Origin of the sequence: Citrobacter sp. Cf136 (assembly GCF_030333815.1) — a bacterium.
GTDB classification, from domain to species: domain Bacteria; phylum Pseudomonadota; class Gammaproteobacteria; order Enterobacterales; family Enterobacteriaceae; genus Citrobacter; species Citrobacter freundii.
The window spans coordinates 556,881-578,557 of the sequence record NZ_JAOWFE010000032.1; the positions used below are offsets into that span (position 1 = coordinate 556,881).

The 21,677-nt window shown below is 51.1% G+C and carries 19 protein-coding genes; 16 read left to right on the forward strand and 3 right to left on the reverse strand.

What is annotated here, in order from left to right:
• Nucleotides 1-105: 105 nt before the first annotated feature.
• Complete coding sequence (locus tag OGV98_RS07000) at nt 106-609, reverse strand: non-heme ferritin-like protein (protein WP_003839130.1); 504 nt, start codon at nt 607-609, stop codon at nt 106-108.
• 552 nt (nt 610-1,161) lie between these two features.
• Between OGV98_RS07000 and OGV98_RS07005 the strand changes: the two genes are divergently transcribed.
• From OGV98_RS07005 to otsA, 6 genes are all read left to right on the forward strand, one after another.
• Entirely contained in the window at nt 1,162-1,719 is a 558-nt protein-coding gene (locus OGV98_RS07005) for a DJ-1/PfpI family protein (RefSeq protein WP_202581189.1), read from the forward strand.
• Between the two features lie 315 nt (nt 1,720-2,034).
• Nucleotides 2,035-3,024, forward strand: coding sequence for an arabinose ABC transporter substrate-binding protein (locus tag OGV98_RS07010; protein ID WP_003034602.1), 990 nt, complete (start codon nt 2,035-2,037; stop codon nt 3,022-3,024).
• Between the two features lie 115 nt (nt 3,025-3,139).
• Nucleotides 3,140-4,654 (forward strand): arabinose ABC transporter ATP-binding protein AraG, encoded by a 1,515-nt coding sequence (gene araG, locus OGV98_RS07015; protein WP_003839135.1) that lies wholly within the window; start codon nt 3,140-3,142, stop codon nt 4,652-4,654.
• A gap of 14 nt (nt 4,655-4,668) precedes the next feature.
• A complete protein-coding gene (gene araH / locus OGV98_RS07020) occupies nt 4,669-5,655 on the forward strand; it encodes an L-arabinose ABC transporter permease AraH (protein WP_003034609.1) in 987 nt (328 codons plus the stop codon).
• A gap of 175 nt (nt 5,656-5,830) precedes the next feature.
• Complete coding sequence (gene otsB, locus OGV98_RS07025) at nt 5,831-6,634, forward strand: trehalose-phosphatase (RefSeq protein ID WP_061548918.1); 804 nt, start codon at nt 5,831-5,833, stop codon at nt 6,632-6,634.
• Nucleotides 6,609-8,030 carry an alpha,alpha-trehalose-phosphate synthase gene (gene otsA, locus OGV98_RS07030; RefSeq protein WP_044711093.1) on the forward strand — a complete coding sequence of 474 codons (1,422 nt, stop codon included), beginning with the start codon at nt 6,609-6,611 and terminating at the stop codon, nt 8,028-8,030. The genes otsB and otsA overlap by 26 nt, the downstream gene beginning before the upstream one ends.
• Before the next feature lie 17 nt (nt 8,031-8,047).
• Here the strand turns inward: otsA and uspC are convergent, their stop codons facing one another.
• Nucleotides 8,048-8,476: a universal stress protein UspC gene (uspC, locus tag OGV98_RS07035; protein WP_003034619.1), complete on the reverse strand. Its 429-nt coding sequence runs from the start codon at nt 8,474-8,476 to the stop codon at nt 8,048-8,050.
• A 793-nt stretch (nt 8,477-9,269) separates the two neighbouring features.
• Here uspC and flhD point away from each other — a divergent pair.
• The 6 genes from flhD to cheW all read left to right on the forward strand — a co-directional run bounded on the left by flhD (nt 9,270) and on the right by cheW (nt 14,695).
• The gene (gene flhD, locus OGV98_RS07040) at nt 9,270-9,611 is read left to right on the forward strand and encodes a flagellar transcriptional regulator FlhD (protein WP_003034622.1); all 342 of its coding nucleotides are present in this window, start codon (nt 9,270-9,272) and stop codon (nt 9,609-9,611) included.
• Nucleotides 9,608-10,192: a flagellar transcriptional regulator FlhC gene (gene flhC / locus OGV98_RS07045; RefSeq protein ID WP_008785071.1), complete on the forward strand. Its 585-nt coding sequence runs from the start codon at nt 9,608-9,610 to the stop codon at nt 10,190-10,192. The genes flhD and flhC overlap by 4 nt, the downstream gene beginning before the upstream one ends.
• 124 nt (nt 10,193-10,316) lie before the next feature.
• Complete coding sequence (gene motA, locus OGV98_RS07050; protein ID WP_003034628.1) at nt 10,317-11,204, forward strand: flagellar motor stator protein MotA; 888 nt, start codon at nt 10,317-10,319, stop codon at nt 11,202-11,204.
• Nucleotides 11,201-12,130 (forward strand): flagellar motor protein MotB, encoded by a 930-nt coding sequence (gene motB / locus OGV98_RS07055; RefSeq protein ID WP_003034631.1) that lies wholly within the window; start codon nt 11,201-11,203, stop codon nt 12,128-12,130. The genes motA and motB overlap by 4 nt, the downstream gene beginning before the upstream one ends.
• 10 nt (nt 12,131-12,140) lie before the next feature.
• Nucleotides 12,141-14,171, forward strand: coding sequence for a chemotaxis protein CheA (gene cheA / locus OGV98_RS07060; RefSeq protein ID WP_202581324.1), 2,031 nt, complete (start codon nt 12,141-12,143; stop codon nt 14,169-14,171).
• Nucleotides 14,172-14,191: 20 nt separating this feature from the next.
• Nucleotides 14,192-14,695, forward strand: coding sequence for a chemotaxis protein CheW (cheW, locus tag OGV98_RS07065; protein WP_003034638.1), 504 nt, complete (start codon nt 14,192-14,194; stop codon nt 14,693-14,695).
• A gap of 76 nt (nt 14,696-14,771) precedes the next feature.
• Here the strand turns inward: cheW and OGV98_RS07070 are convergent, their stop codons facing one another.
• The gene (locus OGV98_RS07070) at nt 14,772-16,031 is read right to left on the reverse strand and encodes a dicarboxylate/amino acid:cation symporter (RefSeq protein WP_049002348.1); all 1,260 of its coding nucleotides are present in this window, start codon (nt 16,029-16,031) and stop codon (nt 14,772-14,774) included.
• Between the two features lie 406 nt (nt 16,032-16,437).
• On the opposite strand from OGV98_RS07070, the gene tar reads away from it, so the two are divergent.
• From tar to OGV98_RS07090, 4 genes are read left to right on the forward strand one after another with little or no spacing between them, the layout of a single operon-like run.
• The gene (tar, locus tag OGV98_RS07075) at nt 16,438-18,093 is read left to right on the forward strand and encodes a methyl-accepting chemotaxis protein II (protein ID WP_032936849.1); all 1,656 of its coding nucleotides are present in this window, start codon (nt 16,438-16,440) and stop codon (nt 18,091-18,093) included.
• A 43-nt stretch (nt 18,094-18,136) separates the two neighbouring features.
• On the forward strand, nt 18,137-19,738 hold the full coding sequence (gene tap / locus OGV98_RS07080; protein ID WP_057101305.1) for a methyl-accepting chemotaxis protein IV: 1,602 nt from the start codon (nt 18,137-18,139) through the stop codon (nt 19,736-19,738).
• Between the two features lie 19 nt (nt 19,739-19,757).
• Nucleotides 19,758-20,630 carry a protein-glutamate O-methyltransferase CheR gene (gene cheR / locus OGV98_RS07085; protein WP_003034649.1) on the forward strand — a complete coding sequence of 291 codons (873 nt, stop codon included), beginning with the start codon at nt 19,758-19,760 and terminating at the stop codon, nt 20,628-20,630.
• Nucleotides 20,627-21,676, forward strand: coding sequence for a protein-glutamate methylesterase/protein-glutamine glutaminase (locus OGV98_RS07090; protein ID WP_003839158.1), 1,050 nt, complete (start codon nt 20,627-20,629; stop codon nt 21,674-21,676). The genes cheR and OGV98_RS07090 overlap by 4 nt, the downstream gene beginning before the upstream one ends.
• Nucleotide 21,677 lies beyond the last annotated feature (1 nt).

Genomic DNA, 21,677 nt, shown 5'->3' on the forward strand with positions numbered 1-21,677 from the left:
TTTGCGCCTCGCAGAATGAGAGGCGTGAGCGTAGAGAAAATTAAGCACCAGCCGGATAAGGTGCGTCGCAACGTTATCCGGCATTAACATGATGAAAATTGAAGATTAGTGATGTTGATAGTTCACGACGTTCAGCAGATGCTTATCGGTTTGCGCCATGCACAGTCCCGCACGTTTAGCGCTGCGGACTTCATCAAGAATCGTCTGTAACAGCACGCCATCCTGCTGCTGCTCTTTTTCCAGATCGTGAAGAAAATCAATAGTTGTTGCATCATTCAAGGCTTCTGCTTCATTGGTCAAGCGTGATAGCTTGCTGTAACGCTGTTGGTATTCATCCAGCGTTTTCTGAAACAGTTCTTCAAGAGAAGTTAGTTCATCACCCGGAACATCAATTGCCTTGACGATGGGGTTAGCTCCGGCACTTTTCATAAAATTGAACATACGCATCATTTGAGTCACGTTACATTGTGCCTGAGTGCGTAGAAAGGTTGCGGTGCCAGTCAGGCTGTGTTCGTAACACCATTCACTGAGATGCAGGTAAAGATTCGATGCGTAGAACTCGAGGTTCATTTGTGTGTTGAGTTTATGAACAATTCCAACTGCAGCCATATCAATATCCTTATTTCCAGAAAGGGGGATGTACGTTACTTACGTCAGTGCAACGGGCTGCCGCTACACATCACCTCTACGTACAATTAAAACTGTTAGCAGAATAAATCCGTTCCGCCGGTCCTTTAGTGATCACGAATTATATTCGCTCCCGATCGAGATTCAGCATAACTCCTGTTCCGACTTAAGAAAATCCTTAAATCTGCGTATTTATGATTTTTTACATATTGTCATAGCAATATTAGTGATTTTTCTGCTTGTGTATATAAGTAGTGTGAATATAACAGATTGATATTTATGGTATTAAAGTCAAGCGTTAATATTGAAATGATGTTTCATATCACGAAATGGAATTTCACAATCAGGTATTGTCTGTCACCGGATGATTATCCGGCCTTGGGATGGAGAAATTTCATCATCGGGATGTGTCGGTGAACGAAATCTGCGGCTAATTATTTGCGCCAGATCAGTTTTGTTGAAATTAATAAAGTTAAGCGCCTGAATGATTCGGCATTTATGGTTTGGTGTATTTGGAAAAATCGAGGAGTGTGTATGAAAAAGGTTGCCGTGCTACTGGCACCAGGTTTTGAAGAGGCGGAAGCCATTGTTACCATTGATATTCTGCGCCGCCTGCAGATCGAAGTTGAAACACTGGCCTGCGCCGAGTCCCGTGCGGTGGTGAGCTATCATGACGTGCCGATGGTGACGGACAGCACGCTGGCTGCGCGTCAGACGGATCTTTACGATGCCGTTGTGTTACCGGGCGGGCCGCAGGGCAGCGTTAATCTTGCCGCCAGTAAGGCTGTCATCCAGTTTATCGCTCGCCATGACGAGGCAGGAAAACTCATTTGCCCGGTGTGTTCCGCGGCTGCGCGCGTGCTGGGTGGCAACGGCCTGCTGAATGGGCGTCGCTACGTGTGTTCAGGGGATCTGTGGCAAAACGTAACGGATGGGGAATATATCGATGCGCCGATTGTGGAAGATGGCAACCTGATTTGCGGTAAAGGGTTAGGACATATTTTCGATTTTGCATTGACGCTTGCGGCGCGTCTATTGGGAGATGATATTCCGGTTCGCGATCACGCTGACCACATTTATTACCGATGGTAATCATTTTCCCGAATGCTCCGGTATTCGGGAACAAGGATTCGTTGGCTGATGTCATGGACTAATCTGCTATTCCTCTTTTTTCCCGTCGACAAAACCGCGTTTTTTTATGTCATTTCCCGCTGAATTTATGTACGCAATTACTGTAATTCTGTGGTGTGATGCCGCTCTCTTATGGAGAATCAATTTCCCGCTACAAATACTCTCAGCACTGGCATTGATCTTATCAATAAAAGGTAATGCCTTGTTTTACGTCCGAATTACAAAAAATCGTCTGATTTTACCCTACATAAAAGAACGTTAAAGCTGGAGTTAACCATGCACAAATTCACTAAAGCGCTGGCTGCCATCGGTCTGGCGGCCATTATGTCACAATCCGCTATCGCTGAATCCATGAAGCTCGGTTTCCTGGTCAAACAGCCGGAAGAACCGTGGTTCCAGACTGAATGGAAATTTGCCGATAAAGCCGGTAAAGACCTTGGTTTTGAGGTGATTAAAATTGCCGTCCCGGATGGTGAGAAAACCCTTAACGCCATCGACAGCCTGGCTGCAAGTGGAGCAAAAGGGTTTGTTATTTGTACGCCAGACCCAAAACTGGGGCCAGCTATTATGGCTAAGGCGCGTGGCTACGATATGAAAGTCATTGCCGTCGATGACCAGTTTGCCAATGCCAAAGGTAAGCCGATGGATACCGTACCGCTGGTGATGATGGCGGCAACCAAAATTGGTGAGCGCCAGGGCCAGGAGCTGTACAAGGAGATGCAAAAACGCGGTTGGGATGTGAAATCCACCGCCGTAATGGCCATTACCGCCAACGAACTGGATACCGCACGTCGTCGTACTTCTGGTTCAATGGAAGCGCTTAAAGCCGCAGGCTTCCCGGAAAAACAGATCTACCAGGTCCCAACAAAATCGAATGACATCCCCGGCGCATTCGACGCCGCTAACTCCATGCTGGTTCAGCATCCTGAAGTCAAACACTGGCTGATTGTCGGCATGAACGACAACACTGTGCTGGGCGGCGTACGTGCGACCGAAGGGCAGGGCTTCAAAGCACCAAACGTAATTGGTATTGGTATCAACGGCGTTGACGCAGTAAGCGAACTGTCTAAAGGCGAAGCGACCGGGTTCTACGGTTCACTGCTGCCAAGCCCGGACGTTCACGGCTACAAGTCCAGTGAAATGCTCTACAACTGGGTAACGAAAGGTGCAGAGCCACCGGCATTCACTGAAGTGACGGATGTGGTGCTGATTACCCGCGATAACTTCAAAGAAGAGCTGGCGAAGAAAGGCTTAGGCGGTAAGTAACACAAATGCCGGATGTGACGTCAACGCGTCTTATCCGGCCTACGAATTGCGTCCTCAGAAGGCCGGATGAGGCAAAGCCCCCCTCCGGCATAAAGATCTGACTCACGGAGACGTTATGCAACAGTCTACCCCGTATCTCTCATTTCGCGGCATTGGCAAAACGTTCCCCGGCGTTAAGGCGCTGACGGATATCAGTTTCGACTGCTATGCCGGACAGGTGCATGCGCTGATGGGCGAAAATGGCGCCGGGAAATCAACACTCTTAAAAATTCTCAGCGGTAACTATGCGCCAACGACGGGATCATTGACGATCCGCGGACAGGAAGTTTCCTTCGCGGATACCACTGCCGCGCTCAACGCCGGCGTCGCCATTATTTATCAGGAACTGCATCTCGTCCCGGAAATGACCGTTGCCGAGAATATTTATTTAGGGCAGTTACCGCACAAAGGCGGGATTGTGAACCGCTCGCTGCTGAACTATGAAGCAGGAATCCAGCTGAAGCATCTGGGAATGGATATCGATCCCGATACTCCATTGAAATACCTCTCCATTGGTCAGTGGCAGATGGTGGAGATTGCAAAAGCGCTGGCGCGAAATGCCAAAATTATCGCCTTTGATGAACCAACCAGCTCCCTGTCGGCTCGCGAGATTGAGAATCTGTTTCGTGTCATCCGTGAGCTGCGCAACGAAGGACGCATCATTCTGTACGTTTCGCACCGTATGGAGGAGATTTTTGCCCTCAGCGATGCCATCACTGTGTTTAAAGATGGTCATTACGTCAAAACGTTCACGGATATGCAGCAGGTCGATCACGACGCGCTGGTGCAGGCGATGGTCGGGCGCGACCTCGGGGATATCTATGGCTGGAAATCCAGACCGTATGGCACAGAGCGTCTGCGGTTGCATGAGGTAAAAGCCCCGGGCGTGCGTACGCCAATCAGTTTATCCGTGCGAAGCGGTGAAATTGTCGGGCTGTTTGGCCTGGTGGGGGCCGGACGTAGCGAATTAATGAAAGGACTGTTCGGTGGTACGCGTATCACGGCGGGCCAGGTATTTATTGATGAACAGCCTATCGATATCCGTAAACCAAGCCATGCCATTGAAGCAGGGATGATGCTGTGCCCGGAGGATCGCAAAGCCGAAGGGATCATTCCGGTCCATTCAGTGCGCAACAACATCAACATTAGTGCACGGCGTAAGCATGTTCTGGGGGGATGCGTGATCAACAACGGCTGGGAAGAGACCAATGCCGATCACCATATTCGTTCACTCAACATCAAAACACCGGGTGCAGAGCAACTGATCATGAATCTCTCCGGCGGTAATCAACAGAAGGCTATCCTCGGTCGTTGGTTATCGGAAGAGATGAAGGTGATTTTGTTGGATGAGCCTACACGCGGCATTGATGTAGGCGCCAAGCATGAAATTTACAACGTGATTTATGCCCTCGCAGCGCGCGGTGTGGCCGTATTGTTTGCTTCCAGTGACCTGCCAGAAGTGCTCGGTGTCGCCGACCGTATTGTGGTGATGAGAGAAGGCGAAATTGCCGGTGAGTTACTTCATGAACAGGCGGATGAGCGCCAGGCGTTGAGCCTTGCTATGCCTAAAGTCAGCCAGGCTGTAGCCTGAATAAGGAGAGTATGATGTCTTCCGTTTCTACATCGGGTTCTGGCGCAGCGAAGTCGGCGCTAAATCTGGGCCGCATTTGGGATCAATACGGTATGCTGGTGGTGTTCGCCGTGCTGTTCCTCGTTTGTTCCCTGTTTGTGCCAAACTTTGCCACCTTCATCAATATGAAGGGACTGGGGCTGGCAGTATCGATGTCGGGTATGGTCGCGTGTGGGATGCTGTTTTGTCTGGCATCCGGTGATTTCGACCTGTCTGTCGCATCTGTGATTGCTTGTGCTGGTGTTACCACTGCCGTAGTCATTAACATGACTGAAAGTTTGTGGATTGGCGTGGCTGCCGGACTGCTGCTCGGTATTCTGTGTGGCCTGGTGAATGGGTTCGTGATTGCGCGGTTAAAAATTAACGCCCTGATCACTACTCTTGCGACGATGCAGATTGTACGTGGTCTGGCTTATATTATCTCCGACGGTAAGGCAGTCGGGATTGAAGACGAGCGTTTCTTTACACTCGGCTATGCTAACTGGTTTGGTCTGCCTGCGCCTATCTGGATCACTGTCGTTTGTTTCATTGTCTTTGGTTTACTGCTGAACAAAACCACGTTTGGTCGTAATACGCTGGCTATTGGGGGCAATGAAGAGGCGGCGCGCCTGGCAGGGGTTCCGGTTGTTCGTACCAAGATTATTATCTTTATTCTTTCCGGTCTCGTATCCGCCATTGCCGGGATTATCCTCGCATCGCGTATGACCAGCGGCCAGCCAATGACCTCAATCGGTTATGAGTTGATCGTGATTTCAGCCTGCGTGTTAGGGGGCGTTTCGCTTAAAGGTGGCATCGGAAAAATCTCATATGTGGTGGCCGGGGTGTTGATCCTGGGTACGGTTGAGAATGCGATGAACCTGCTGAATATCTCTCCGTTCGCGCAGTATGTGGTACGTGGCCTCATCCTGCTGGCGGCGGTGATCTTCGACCGTTACAAGCAAAAAGCGAAGCGTACCGTTTGATGATTTAAACCCTAACTTTTTAGTCTAGCTTCTGCCCGTCGCCAGCCGCTACCCGGCTGGCGATTGTTTTTCCAAATGGCGAGCATGGTCACACTGTCTATACTTATATCCGTCATACATCATCTATACGCCGCGATCCGCGTGGCGTTCTGACCATGATGAGGAGGATAACCGGGTGACAGCATCACTGATCTTACCCCCTGAACAATCTGTAAACTGTGCTTACTTTTTTGATCTCGATGGGACACTTGCTGAGATTAAACCCTTTCCCGACCAGGTCGTTGTCCCTAAGGCAATCCTGCAATGTTTACATCAGTTAGCGACGCATAATGCGGATGCGCTGGCATTGATTTCAGGGCGCTCAATGGTTGAGCTTGACGCACTCACAACTCCGTTTCGTTTTCCGCTTGCCGGAGTGCATGGGGCAGAACGCCGTGACATCAATGGTCAAACGCACATAGTACAACTGCCTGAAGGTATCGAGCGTGAAGCTGGGGCTTTATTACACGCAGCGTTAGTGACGTTACCGGGGACAACGCTGGAAACCAAAGGTATGGCTTTCGCGTTGCACTATCGTCAGGCACCCGAACACGAAGCTGCGCTGATTACCCTGGCTGAACGCATCACGCGCAGATGGCCGCAGCTTGCTCTGCAGCACGGAAAATGTGTCGTGGAAATAAAGCCTAAGGGCAGCAATAAAGGCGACGCGATAGCTGCATTTATGCAGGAAGCGCCTTTTGCTGGCCGGATCCCTGTGTTTTTCGGTGATGATCTGACAGATGAAACAGGATTTGCTGTGGTTAACCGCGCTGGCGGTATTTCCGTGAAGGTGGGGAGCGGGCCGACGCAGGCGACATGGCGTCTGGATGGCGTCAGGGATGTCTGGCGCTGGCTGGAGCAAATTAACTCTTCGCAGCAAGAATCGAAAGCAACGAATAACAGAAGAGGTGGCTATGAGTCGTTTAGTCGTAGTATCTAATCGTATCGCCTCACCAGATGACAAAGGGAGCGCGGGTGGGCTCGCGGTCGGTGTACTGGGCGCGTTAAAAGCTGCTGGTGGTCTGTGGTTTGGCTGGAGTGGTGATACAGGTAATGAGGATAAACCGTTAAAAAAAGTCACGCGTGGCAATATCACCTGGGCCTCGTTTAATTTGAGTGAGCAAGATTACGAAGAGTATTACTGCCAGTTTTCAAATGCGGTTTTATGGCCCGCATTTCACTATCGACTGGATTTAGTTCAGTTTCAGCGCTCTGCCTGGGAAGGCTACCAACGGGTTAATGCCTTACTGGTAGATAAACTTCTGCCGCTGCTTGACGATGACGACATCATCTGGATTCATGATTACCATCTGTTGCCGTTTGCCTGCGAGTTACGTAAGCGCGGTGTGAATAACCGCATCGGTTTTTTCCTGCATATTCCTTTTCCGACGCCGGAAATTTTTAATGCGCTCCCTCCACATCTGGCGCTACTTGAGCAAATGTGTGATTTTGATTTGCTTGGTTTCCAGACTGAAAACGATCGCCAGGCTTTTCTGGACTGTCTCGCAGCCCAGACTCGGGTGTCCACGCATAAAGATAAGCAGCATCTGGCATGGGGAAAAGCGTTTCGCACTCAGGTCTATCCCATCGGTATCGAACCTGATGAGATTGCACGACAGGCGTCCGGACCGCTGCCGCCAAAACTGGCGCAGCTAAAAGCGGAGCTTAAAAATGTGCAGAATATTTTCTCCGTGGAGCGTCTGGATTACTCCAAAGGCTTGCCGGAGCGCTTTCAGGCCTACGAGGCCTTACTGGAACATTATCCGCAGCACCACGGTAAAATTCGCTATACGCAGATAGCGCCGACCTCGCGTGAAGAGGTGCAGGCCTATCAGGATATTCGCCACCAACTGGAAACAGAAGCAGGGCGAATCAACGGCAAATATGGGCAACTGGGCTGGACGCCGCTTTACTATCTGAACCAGTATTTTGATCGTAAATTGCTGATGAAGATCTTCCGCTACTCTGACGTAGGATTGGTGACCCCGTTGCGCGATGGTATGAACCTGGTGGCGAAAGAGTTTGTGGCCGCACAGGATCCTGCTAACCCTGGCGTGCTGGTTTTATCGCAATTTGCCGGGGCGGCGAATGAGCTAACCTCTGCGCTTATTGTTAATCCTTATGACCGGGATGAAGTGGCAAGCGCATTAAACCAGGCGCTGACGATGCCACTTACCGAACGCATTTCGCGCCACGCTGAAATGCTTGAGACTATCGTTAAAAACGATATCGACAACTGGCAGGCGACGTTCATTAGTGATCTTAAAGCAGTCACGCCGCGTCGGAGTCAATGCCAACTGCCAGACAATATTTCATCCTGTTCTAAACTCGCATGAAGTCCTGGCGCTGTGTATTAATCTCCTGCTAGCGGAACCAGAAGAACGTCCACCTGGCTGGTATGAATCACGCTTTTCGCGGAACAGGAAGCGCGTGAAAAAAAACTGTGGTTATGGTTGCCGTAAATGACCAGATCAATGGCGTATTTGCGGCATACATCCAGGATATGTTCATTCAGAGCCCCATAGGTAATAAAGGTATGCTCAATGGGGTATTCTGCTTCTTTGCTAAGTTTGTCGATAAAATCCTGAGTTTCTTCCTGCATGACTTCACGCAGGTCTTCCAGCATGGGGGCAGCAAACTGGTTATAAAGTTCGGGGTCTGAGACCAGTGTAATCAGGCTAATTCGGGCGTTGACAGGGCGAGCGATAGAAACCGCCTTGTCTAACAACTGCTGACTTTCAGGGGTGGCGGCAACAGCAACAAGAATGTGCGAATAGCTCATAACTCGCTCCTTTTTTTCAAGAATTATGAGAGGGCTTTTCAGCTTTACTCAGCTTACTCCATACTGCAACGTTTCCTTCCTTCATAGTGTGAATGTCATCATGATTATTCATTAATTATTCTTATAAATAGAATAATCGATTCATATTGGTTGCAGATATGTTCAGGTAACTTAAGTAAAACCCACGGCTAATGAAAACAATGTGTTAATAAAAAATAAACATACATTAACATTTGCAAGGTCGTCACATCGCGGTATTAATTAATCGCTCTAAATATTTAAGTCATTGTTTATAAAGTATTTAATTAAAAAAGTTTTTTGAGTTAAATATGTGATCCAGCTCGCTATTTCATGGCGTGATATTAACGGTCGTGAACATAATACTATTCGCTTTTATTGCAAGAATATTCGTACATCAGGAATCGAAATGGATAATGGGAGGTTAGAAAATAAACAAAGTAAAAGCCACGCTGATGGATTTATGTTAAGTGTTTGGCTGGTTTATGTGATCTTGATCACATATTCTTTAAATTCGCAGCATAGCTCCGTTGTATGTGTAACTGACGGCGGGTAGAGTTGCGTCGAATTAGGAAAAATCTTAGACATTTGTAAGAATTGATGTGAGCTTGTAAGGGACGCTGCCTTCTTAAAAGGGAATGTTTAGACGACGCGTAAGTGTCGTTACGTTGCTATGTATTTGACCTTTTGCTTTTTTTTACCGGGCCTTCCCGGCGACATCACGGGGTGCGGTTTTACCGCATGAAAACAATGTTGGTTATTATGGATGCAAATAATGCATACATCCGAGTTGCTGAAACACATTTATGACATCAATTTGTCATATTTATTGCTTGCACAGCGTTTGATCGTTCAGGACAAAGCATCTGCGATGTTTCGCCTTGGTATCAGCGAGGAAATGGCGGACACGTTGGCAACATTAACACTTCCTCAAATGGTCAAACTGGCCGAAACAAACCAACTGGTATGTCATTTCCGTTTCGACGATCACCAGACTGTTACTCGCCTGACGCAAGACTCCCGCGTTGACGATCTTCAGCAAATCCATACTGGTATTATGCTTTCCACACGCCTGTTAAGCGACATCGATGATGCAGCACGTAAGAAAAGGGCTTGATGATGAGCGAAAAAAGCATTGTTCAGGAAGCGCGTGATATCCAGTTGGCAATGGAATTAATCACATTGGGCGCCCGTTTGCAAATGCTGGAAAGCGAAACGCAATTAAGCCGTGGTCGATTAATCAAGCTGTACAAAGAATTACGCGGTAGTCCTCCGCCAAAAGGGATGCTCCCGTTTTCCACCGACTGGTTTATGACGTGGGAACAAAATATTCATGCGTCGATGTTTTGCAATGCATGGCAATTCCTGCTCAAAACGGGTCTCTGTAGCGGCGTGGATGCCGTAATTAAGGCGTATCGGTTATATCTTGAGCAGTGTCCGCAGCCTGAAGAAGGGCCATTGCTGGCGTTAACTCGCGCGTGGACGCTGGTGCGATTTGTCGACAGCGGATTGCTGGAGTTGTCCCAATGCAATTGTTGCGGTGGGAATTTTATCACCCATGCACACCAACCCGCAGGCAGCTTTGCCTGTAGTTTATGCCAGCCGCCATCAAGGGCCGTAAAAAGACGTAAACTTTCCCAGAATGCTGCCGATATTATTCCACAACTGCTGGATGAACAGATCGAACAGGCTGTTTAACTGATACGGTGTGGATGAACACTCCAGCAGCGGTAAGCGATTACCGCTGCTTTTTTTTGTCCTGACCTTACGTTAATTGCCCGACTGCGCATCCTGTCATAGTCAATTGCGAAAGGATGATGTCGTGCTTATCTTATTAGGTTACCTGGTTGTTATTGGTACAGTTTTCGGCGGTTACATGATGACCGGCGGACACCTTGGGGCACTCTATCAACCGGCTGAGCTGGTGATTATCGGTGGCGCGGGTATTGGGGCATTCATCGTCGGCAATAATGGGAAAGCCATCAAAGGGACGATGAAAGCGATCCCGTTGCTTTTCCGTCGTTCGAAATACACCAAAGCGATGTATATGGATCTGCTGGCGCTCCTGTATCGCCTGATGGCCAAGTCACGTCAACAGGGCATGTTCTCGCTTGAGCGCGACATCGAAAACCCAAAAGAAAGTGAAATCTTCGCTAGCTATCCGCGCATTCTTGCCGATGCCGTAATGCTTGATTTTATTGTCGATTATCTACGCCTGATTATCAGCGGCAATATGAATACGTTTGAAATTGAAGCGCTGATGGACGAAGAAATTGAGACTCATGAGAGTGAGGCCGAAGTTCCGGCGAATAGTCTGGCGATGGTCGGCGACTCACTGCCGGCATTCGGGATCGTCGCGGCCGTTATGGGGGTTGTGCATGCACTGGCTTCTGCCGATCGCCCGGCAGCAGAGCTGGGGGCGTTGATTGCGCATGCGATGGTGGGAACATTCCTCGGTATTTTGCTGGCCTATGGATTTATTTCTCCGCTTGCCAGCGTTCTGCGCCAGAAAAGCGCTGAAACAACCAAAATGATGCAGTGCGTGAAGATAACGCTGCTCTCCAATCTGAATGGCTACGCGCCGCCGATTGCCGTTGAATTCGGTCGTAAGACTCTGTACTCCAGCGAACGTCCTTCGTTTATCGAACTGGAAGAACATGTTCGTGCGGTGAGAAATCCAACTGCGCAACAGACGACCGAGGACGCATGAAAAATCAGGCCCATCCCATTATCGTTGTAAAGCGACGCAAACATAAGAATCACGGTGGTGGGGCGCATGGCTCGTGGAAAATCGCCTACGCCGATTTTATGACCGCGATGATGGCCTTCTTTCTGGTGATGTGGCTCATTTCTATATCCAGCCCTAAAGAATTGATCCAGATTGCCGAATATTTCCGTACACCGCTGGCCACCGCGGTGACCGGGGGAAATCGTATTTCGAATAGCCAAAGCCCGATTCCAGGCGGCGGGGATGATTACACCCAGCAGCAGGGTGAGGTGAACAAGCAGCCGAATATTGATGACCTGAGAAAACGTATGGAACAGAGCCGCTTGAGCAAACTTCGTGGCGATCTCGATCAACTGATTGAATCCGATCCCAAACTGCGAGCGCTGCGTCCGCATTTAAAGATTGATTTAGTTCAGGAAGGGCTGCGGATACAGATTATCGACAGTCAGAATCGCCCAATGTTTAAGACCGGTAGTGCTGAAGTTGAGCCGTACATGCGCGATATCCTGCGCGCGATTGCACCAGTGCTCAACGGGATCCCTAACCGGATCAGCCTTTCCGGTCACACGGATGATTATCCTTACGCGAATGGTGAGAAAGGATACAGCAACTGGGAATTGTCTGCCGATCGCGCAAATGCATCGCGTCGCGAGCTGGTTAGCGGCGGTCTGGATGATGGAAAAGTATTACGTGTGGTAGGTATGGCCGCCACGATGCGTCTGAGCGATCGCGGTCCTGAAGACGCTATCAACCGCCGTATTAGCCTGCTGGTTCTCAATAAGCAGGCAGAAGAGGCCATTTTGCATGAAAACGCTGAAAGCCAGAATGAGCCGGTAAGTGTCTTACAACGGCCAGCGGAACTCCCGCCGGTAAGCGTTCCCACATCGCCACCAGCCAATCCGAGGTGATAGCGTGAGCATGGATATTAGCGATTTTTATCAGACATTTTTTGATGAAGCTGACGAACTGTTGGCTGATATGGAGCAACACCTTCTTGATTTGGTTCCTGAAGCCCCGGACTCCGAACAGCTGAATGCCATTTTTCGTGCAGCGCACTCGATTAAAGGCGGGGCGGGCACCTTCGGCTTTACCATTTTGCAGGAAACGACCCATCTGATGGAAAACCTGCTGGATGAAGCGCGGCGTGGCGAGATGCAGCTCAATGCCGACATTATCAACCTGTTTTTGGAAACGAAAGATATTATGCAGGAACAGCTCGACGCCTATAAAAGCTCAGTGGAGCCTGATGCCGACAGTTTTGAGTACATTTGCCAGGCGTTACGGCAGTTAGCGCTCGAAGCGAAAGGTGAAACCGCACCGTCAGTTGTCAACTCAGCAAAACTGAGCGTTGTTGATAGCACCTCTATGCAGGAAGAGGCGGTTGCAAAGCCTGAACTCGCCAGTGAAGAGAGCAAAAAACGCATTACTCTCTCGCGTCTGAAAGCCAGCGAAGTGGATTTGCTGGAAGAGGAACTGGGGAATCTGGCGACCTTAACCGATGTGGTAAAAGGAAGCGACACGCTGTCAGCTACGCTTGATGGCAACCTCGCAGAAGATGACATCATTGCAGTACTCTGCTTTGTCATTGAAGCTGACCAAATTGAATTCGAAACCGTCAGCGCAGCGCCCGCGATTGTTGAAACTGAAGAGGTAGCCGTTGTCGCGAAGCCGCAGCCGGTTGCCGTTGCGCCAGCGGTGAAAGCCGCCGCCAGTGAAGCGCCACATGGGCGCGCGGAGCGTGAAAAACCAGCCCGCGCCAGCGAGTCGACCAGCATCCGCGTAGCGGTTGAGAAGGTCGATCAGCTCATTAACCTGGTCGGTGAGTTGGTGATCACCCAGTCGATGCTGGCTCAGCGCTCTAACGAACTGGATCCCGTCAATCATGGCGATCTCATCACCAGCATGGGTCAGTTACAACGTAACGCCCGCGATTTGCAAGAGTCAGTGATGTCGATTCGTATGATGCCAATGGAGTATGTGTTCAGTCGTTTCCCTCGTTTGGTACGCGATCTGGCCGGTAAGCTGGGTAAACAGGTCGAGCTGACGCAGGTAGGTAGCTCAACCGAACTCGATAAGAGCCTGATTGAACGCATCATCGATCCGTTGACGCACCTAGTGCGTAACAGCCTCGACCATGGTATCGAACTGCCGGAAAAACGCCTTGAATCCGGCAAAAGCCCAATCGGCAATCTGACGCTTTCCGCCGAGCACCAGGGTGGGAATATTTGTATTGAAGTGACCGATGATGGCGCTGGCCTGAACCGCGAACGTATCCTGGCCAAAGCTATCTCCCAGGGCATGCCGATCCACGAAAATATGAGCGATGACGAAGTGGGTATGTTGATCTTCGCTCCAGGCTTTTCGACCGCCGAACAGGTGACGGATGTCTCCGGACGCGGCGTGGGTATGGATGTGGTGAAGCGAAATATCCAGGAGATGGGCGGCCATGTTGAGATCCAGTCCAAACAGGGACAGGGGACCACTATTCGCATTCTGCTGCCGCTGACGCTGGCGATCCTCGACGGGATGTCCGTGCGCGTGGCGGATGAGGTCTTCATTCTGCCACTAAATGCCGTTATGGAATCGCTGCAACCGCGCGAAGAAGATCTCCATCCGTTGGCCGGAGGCGAACGCGTTCTGGAAGTGCGTGGCGAATATTTACCGTTGGTTGAGTTGTGGAAAGTCTTTGAGGTTGAAGGCGCTAAAACTGAAGCGACTCAGGGCATTGTGGTTATTTTACAAAGTGCAGGGCGTCGCTATGCGCTGCTGGTCGATCAGTTAATTGGTCAACACCAGGTAGTGGTCAAAAACCTGGAAAGCAACTACCGCAAAGTGCCAGGTATTTCTGCAGCAACGATCCTCGGCGACGGCAGCGTCGCGCTGATTGTCGATGTCTCTGCATTGCAGGGATTAAACCGCGAACAACGTGTGGCGATCACAGCCGCCTGATTGAGTGAGAAGGGAAGAATATGACCGGTATGAGTAATGTAACTAAACTGGCCGGCGAACCGTCAGGTCAGGAATTCCTCGTGTTTACGCTGGGGGATGAAGAGTACGGTATCGATATCCTGAAAGTGCAGGAAATCCGTGGTTATGATCAGGTGACGCGCATCGCTAACACGCCTGCGTTTATCAAAGGCGTCACGAACCTGCGTGGTGTGATTGTGCCTATCGTCGACCTGCGCGTGAAATTTAGCCAGAGTGATGTGGATTACAACGAAAACACCGTGGTGATTGTGCTGAACCTGGGTCAGCGGGTGGTTGGGATTGTGGTGGATGGCGTTTCAGATGTGCTGTCGCTGACAACGGATCAAATCCGTCCGGCACCGGAGTTTGCGGTCACGCTGTCGACGGAATATTTGACGGGATTGGGTGCGCTGGGTGACCGGATGCTGATCCTGGTCAACATTGAGAAGCTGCTGAACAGCGAAGAAATGGCGCTGCTGGATATTGCCGCTTCCCACGTCGCATAATCGCCATAACTCATCCGGCCTACAATGATTACTGTTGTAGGCCGGATTAGCGTAGCGCATCCGGCCGATTTCCTTCTTACGCTTCCCGCTCAACTAGCTCAGGTTCTTCTTCCAGTAAACCTTCATCCTGCGCCAGCATCGCCGTTGCAATCCCGTTACCTAATACGTTGATTGCTGAACGTCCCATATCCAGGAAGTGATCAATTCCCATCAGTAGCAGAATTCCGGCAACCGGAATATTGAAGCTCGGGATGGTTGCCGCCAGCACCACCAGTGCTGAACGTGGCACACCTGCAATTCCTTTGGACGCCAGCATCAGCGTCAGCATCAGGACGGTGATTTCTGCGAAAGAGAGGTGAATATTATAGGCCTGCGCGATAAACATGGAGGCAAATGAACAATAGACCATGGAACCGACCAGGTTGAACGAATAACCGATAGGCAGCACGAATGACACGATGTTGGGTGAGCAGCCAAATTTAGTTAATTGCTCCAGCGTTTTCGGATAAGCGGCCTCAGAGCTGCTGGTGGTGAATGCGACCAGAACCGGGTCTTTCAGCATGCTCACCAGGCGAAATACCTCTTTTTTCAGCATGACATAACCCACCGCCAACAGAACCAGGCAGGTCAGCAAAATCGCCACATAGTAGCCGCCGATAAACGATGCATAGTTAAGCAGGATCCCCAGACCCTGGGTAGAGATTACGGAAGAGATGGCGGCAAAAATTGCCAGCGGCGCGACGTACATCACGTAGCCGGTCACCTTCAGCATAATGTGGGAAACCACATCCAGCGCGGCAACCAGCGGAGCGTTAAATTTTTCTCCGAGCGATGCTCCACCAATACCGAAGAACATTGAGAACACCACGATTTGCAGGATCTCATTGTTAGCCATTGCCCCGGCTATGCTGGTTGGAATGGTATGTGTCAGAAAACCTTTCAGGCTCATGCCGCCTACGGCCAGACCGGTGTCGGTGGCTTCCAGCGGGATCGCAAGGTTTAACCCGCTCCCGGGTTGCTCAAGGGAAACCACAAACAGACCGACCAGAATAGACAATACAGAAGAGCTGATAAACCAGATCATCGCTTTGCCGCCCACGCGACCGATGGTGGATGTTTCCCCCAGGCGCATAATACCAACGGTCAGGGTGCTGAATACTAAAGGCGCAATCACCATCTTAATCAGACGTAAAAAGATGTCGGTGAGAAGCGTAATATTATCGGCCCAGGCGGTCACAACGCCGGGGGAGGCATAAGAGTGGATCACCGCACCCGACAGGATCCCCGCCAGCATGAAGATCACGATAAACAACGTGAGTTTGTTTGCATTTGCCACTAAAAAGCCCTCAGTAAGGATTTAACATTTATTGATCGGTTACTCATTTTTTATACTTATTAAGTGGTAACGAAGTATTCATCACATAAATTGGATTAAAGCGTAAACGGATACAACTTTTTTTAATTTTTTATCCATTTTGTTGTGGTATTTACGATGCGTATGTGTGATCTCAATCACACAAAAAAGTGTATTTCAGCCAATCTGGCCGTGCTCACCGATGAGTATGAATGTTATTTGCATGATAATTATGGTGTTTTTATGTGAATAATTTGTAGTTGCTGCACACCAGTTTTACCTTCCCCTCGCCAGGCTTCACATCCCTTCAGGATTTCCTTTTTGCAAACGTAAAGTTATCTCAGCCACTGCCGATAACGTTGATAACTCGTTTTCAGGAAGGTGCCTTATGTTTAACCGTATCCGCGTTGTCACAATGCTGATGATGGTGCTGGGGGTTTTCGCACTGCTACAGCTTGTTTCCGGTGGTCTGTTGTTTTCTTCATTGCAGCAGAATCAGCAAAGTTTTGTTATTTCTAACGATCTTCGACAGCAGCAAAGTGAACTCACCTCAACATGGGATCTGATGCTGCAAACACGAATCAATTTAAGCCGTTCTTCTGCGCGCATGATGATGGATGCGTCTAACCAGCAAAGCAGCGCCAAAAACGATCTGCTGAAGAATGCGAAAGCATCGCTGGCGCAGGCTGAAACGCATTACGCAAAATTTAAAAACATCACACCGTTGCCGGAAATGGCAGAAGCCAGCGGCAACATTGAGGAAAAATATCAGCAGTACCATGCGGCCTTGGCAGAACTGGTTCAGTTTCTGGAAAGCGGCAATATGGATGCCTACTTTGCGCAGCCTACGCAGGGAATGCAAAACGCGCTCGGCGAGGCGCTGGGCAAGTACGCCAGCGTTAGCGAAAAGCTTTACGTTCAGGCATTTGATCAAAGCGCGCGGGATTACCATTTCGCCCAATGGCAGCTTGGCGTGCTGGCCGTGGTGCTGGTGCTGATTCTGGTGGTGGTCTGGTACGGCATCCGTCATACCCTGCTTAATCCTCTGTCCCGTGTTATTGCCCATATTCGGGAAATCGCCAGCGGTAACCTGACCGCAACTCTCGCCGTTAGTGGTCGTAACGAAATCGGCGAGCTGGCCAGTACGGTTGATCATATGCAGCGCTCGCTGACGGAAACCGTCACTCTGGTGCGTGAAGGCTCTGATGCGATTTATTCTGGTACCAGCGAAATTGCCAGCGGAAACACGGATCTCTCATCTCGTACGGAACAGCAGGCGTCAGCGCTGGAGGAAACCGCAGCCAGCATGGAACAGCTGACCGCAACCGTGAAGCAAAACGCGGACAACGCGCGTCAGGCCTCGCAACTGGCGAAAAGCGCCTCGGACACCGCGCAGCATGGCGGCAAAGTGGTTGATAGCGTGGTGAACACCATGCACGAAATTGCCGATAGCTCGAAGAAAATTGCCGACATCATTAGCGTCATCGATGGCATTGCCTTTCAGACCAACATTCTCGCACTGAACGCGGCGGTTGAAGCTGCACGCGCCGGTGAGCAAGGCCGCGGTTTTGCCGTGGTGGCGGGCGAAGTGCGTAATCTGGCAAGCCGCAGTGCGCAGGCGGCGAAAGAGATTAAAGCGTTGATTGAAGATTCCGTTTCCCGGGTTGATACCGGTTCTGTACTGGTAGAAAGCGCTGGGGAAACGATGAACGACATCGTCAATGCCGTGACGCGGGTGACCGATATCATGGGTGAGATTGCCTCGGCCTCCGACGAGCAAAGCCGGGGGATTGATCAGGTTGCGCTCGCGGTCTCTGAAATGGATCGCGTTACGCAGCAGAACGCCTCTTTGGTACAGGAGTCGGCTGCCGCAGCGGCCGCTCTTGAAGAACAGGCCAGTCGCCTGACGCAGTCGGTATCGACTTTCCGCCTTGCGTCACGTCCGGCCTCGACAAAACCACGCGACACACGATTACCTGCAGCGCCGAGCGCCTCCTATCCGCGCCAGAGCATTGAACAAGATACGAATTGGGAAACATTTTGACTGACAGTTAAACCGCGGCCAGTGCCGCCTGATGGGAGCGTTGATGTTTAATCGTATTCGAATTTCGACCACGCTGTTTTTGATTTTAATCCTCTGCGGTGTTTTGCAGATTGGCAGTAATGGCTTGTCCTTCTGGGCATTTCGGGACGGTTTTCAGAACCTGAATCAGGTCGAACGGAGTAATCAGCAACGCGCTGCGCTGGCCCAAACCCGCGCTGTGTTATTACAGGCCAGTACGGCCCTTAATAAGGCAGGGACGCTGACCGCCCTGAGCTATCCGCCAGAGGACATCAAAACCCTGATGACCCTTGCGCGCGACAGCCTGGCGCAGTCTGAATTGATGTTTAAACGCTTTATGGCGACGTCGGATTCGACGGAACAAGGCAAGGCGCTGTTTAGCGCGACGGAGAAAAGTTTCAACCAGTGGCACAGCGATCTCGCGCATCAGGCCACCTGGCTTGAAAACAATCAGTTGTCAGATTTTCTGACCGCGCCGGTGCAGGCGGCTCAAGATGCTTTTGATGCGAATGTGAATGCGTGGCAGAGCAACATCGACCGCGTGTTGCAAACGGCAGGAGAGCAGAGTCAGCGCAATTACCATATGTCGGGGGTGATTTTCGCCACCATGGTGGTCCTGGCAGCACTGCTCACCAGCGGTGCGCTGTTCTGGTCACGCAAGATGATTGTTCAGCCGCTGGCGATTATTGGCAGCCATTTCGACAGTATTGCCGCGGGGAATCTGGCACGGCCAGTAGCGGTTTATGGGCGCAATGAGATCTCGGCCATTTTTGCCAGCCTGCAGAAGATGCAAAAGGCATTACGCGAAACAGTAAATGACGTTCGTCAGGGCAGCTCAGCCATGCATAGCGGTATTTCAGAAATCGCGATGGGCAATAACGATTTATCTTCGCGAACCGAACAGCAGGCGGCCGCGCTGGCACAAACGGCAGCCAGCATGGAACAACTTACCGCCACTGTCGGCCAGAACGCTGATAACGCGCGCCAGGCGTCAGGGATCGCCAAAAGTGCGGCAGACACAGCGCATAAAGGTGGCGAGCAGACGTCCCGGGTTGCCAGCACCATGCATGAGATTTCTGCCAGCTCGCAGAAAATCGGCGACATCATCGGCGTGATTGACAGCATTGCCTTCCAGACCAATATCCTGGCGTTGAATGCCGCGGTCGAGGCCGCCAGGGCAGGGGAGCAAGGGCGTGGTTTTGCCGTCGTCGCTGGTGAAGTGCGTAATCTGGCAAGCCGTAGCGCGCAGGCGGCGAAAGAAATTAAGGGGCTCATTGAGGAGTCAGTCACCCGGGTGCATCAGGGCTCGCAACTGGTGGATATGGCGTCGCGCACGATGACGGAAATTGTCAGTTCGGTGACCCGGGTTAACGACATCATGGGCGAGATTGCTTCGGCATCCGATGAACAGCGCAGAGGCATTGAGCAGGTGGCGCAGGCCGTCAGCCAGATGGACTCAGTGACGCAGCAAAACGCCGGGCTGGTGGAAGAAGCCGCATCCGCCACCGGACAACTCGCCACGCAGGCCGATAATCTTTCCGCCTGTGTCGCATTTTTCAAGCTTGAAGAGCAAACCGTAGCAAAACAAGAGTTGGCGCAGCCGCAGGTTGCGCCCGTTGTATCCTGAATGTGATTGAGAAGGCGCTATGACATCATCTCTGCCCACCGGGCAAACGTCATTATTGTTACAGATGACACAGCGCCTCGCGCTGTCTGACGCGCATTTTCGTCGGATATGTCAATTAATCTACCAGCGTGCGGGGATCGTACTGGCCGACCATAAGCGGGACATGGTTTATAACCGCCTGGTCCGCCGTTTGCGTACTCTGGGGCTGGATGACTTTGGTCGCTATCTCAGCATGCTGGAAGCTAACCAGAACAGTGCTGAGTGGCAGGCTTTTATTAACTCCCTGACTACCAACCTGACCGCGTTTTTTCGCGAAGGGCATCATTTTCCGGTGCTGTCAGATCATGCTCGTCGGCGCAGCGGTGAATACCGCGTCTGGAGCGCGGCAGCGTCAACCGGAGAAGAACCCTACAGCATTGCGATTACGCTTGCCGATACCTTAGGTATGGCACCGGGCCGCTGGCGTGTTTTTGCCAGCGACATTGATACCGAAGTGCTGGAAAAGGCCAGAAACGGCATTTACCGCCTCGATGAGCTAAAGACGCTGTCACCCCAGCAGTTGCAGCGTTATTTCATGCGCGGTACCGGTCCGCATGAAGGGCTGGTACGCGTTCGGCAGGAACTGGCAGGTCATGTTGAATTTTCCAGCGTCAATTTACTGGATAAGCAGTACAACGTGCCAGGCCCTTTTGATGCCATATTTTGCCGTAACGTGATGATCTATTTCGATAAAACGACGCAGCAGGACATTTTGCACCGTTTTGTTCCACTTCTTAAACCTGACGGACTGCTGTTTGCAGGTCATTCAGAAAACTTTAGCAACCTTGTGCGCGAGTTTAGCCTGCGTGGACAGACCGTGTATGCGCATGCGCCAGGTAAGGATAAAGCATGAGTAAAATCAGGGTGTTGTCGGTAGATGATTCTGCATTGATGCGTCAAATCATGACCGAAATTATTAACAGCCACAGTGATATGGAAATGGTGGCGACGGCGCCGGATCCGTTGGTCGCCCGGGATTTAATCAAAAAATACAATCCCGACGTCCTGACGCTGGACGTGGAAATGCCGCGCATGGACGGCCTCGATTTCCTTGAGAAGTTGATGCGCCTGCGTCCGATGCCGGTGGTTATGGTTTCTTCACTGACCGGTAAAGGTTCTGAGGTCACGCTGCGGGCCCTGGAACTGGGGGCGATTGACTTTGTCACCAAGCCTCAGTTGGGGATCCGCGAAGGCATGCTGGCGTATAGCGAGATGATTGCGGAGAAAATCCGCACCGCATCGCGGGCAAAACTGGCCGCCCACAAACCCTTGGCGGCACCGACGACCTTGAAATCGGGGCCATTACTCAGTTCAGAAAAACTGCTGGTCATCGGCGCCTCAACCGGAGGAACAGAGGCAATTCGCCATGTACTCCAGCCATTGCCGCTTTCAAGTCCCGGTATTCTTATTACCCAGCATATGCCGCCAGGATTTACCCGATCGTTCGCCGAACGTCTGAACAAACTGTGTCAGATTACCGTGAAAGAGGCAGAGGACGGAGAGCGCGTTCTCCCTGGGCATGCGTATATCGCGCCTGGCGACAAGCATATGGAGCTGGCGCGCAGCGGCGCGAACTATCAAATCAAAATTCATGACGGTCCGCCGGTTAACCGGCACCGGCCCTCAGTGGATGTGCTGTTTCATTCGGTGGCGAAACATGCGGGGCGTAATGCCGTTGGGGTGATCCTGACCGGTATGGGCAACGATGGCGCAGCCGGAATGCTAGCGATGAACCAGGCGGGTGCCTGGACCATTGCGCAAAACGAAGCAAGTTGTGTGGTGTTCGGCATGCCGCGCGAGGCCATCAATATGGGTGGCGTAAGCGAAGTGGTCGATCTTAGCCAGGTGAGCCAGCAAATGCTGGTGAAAATTAGTGCCGGACAGGCAATACGTATTTGAA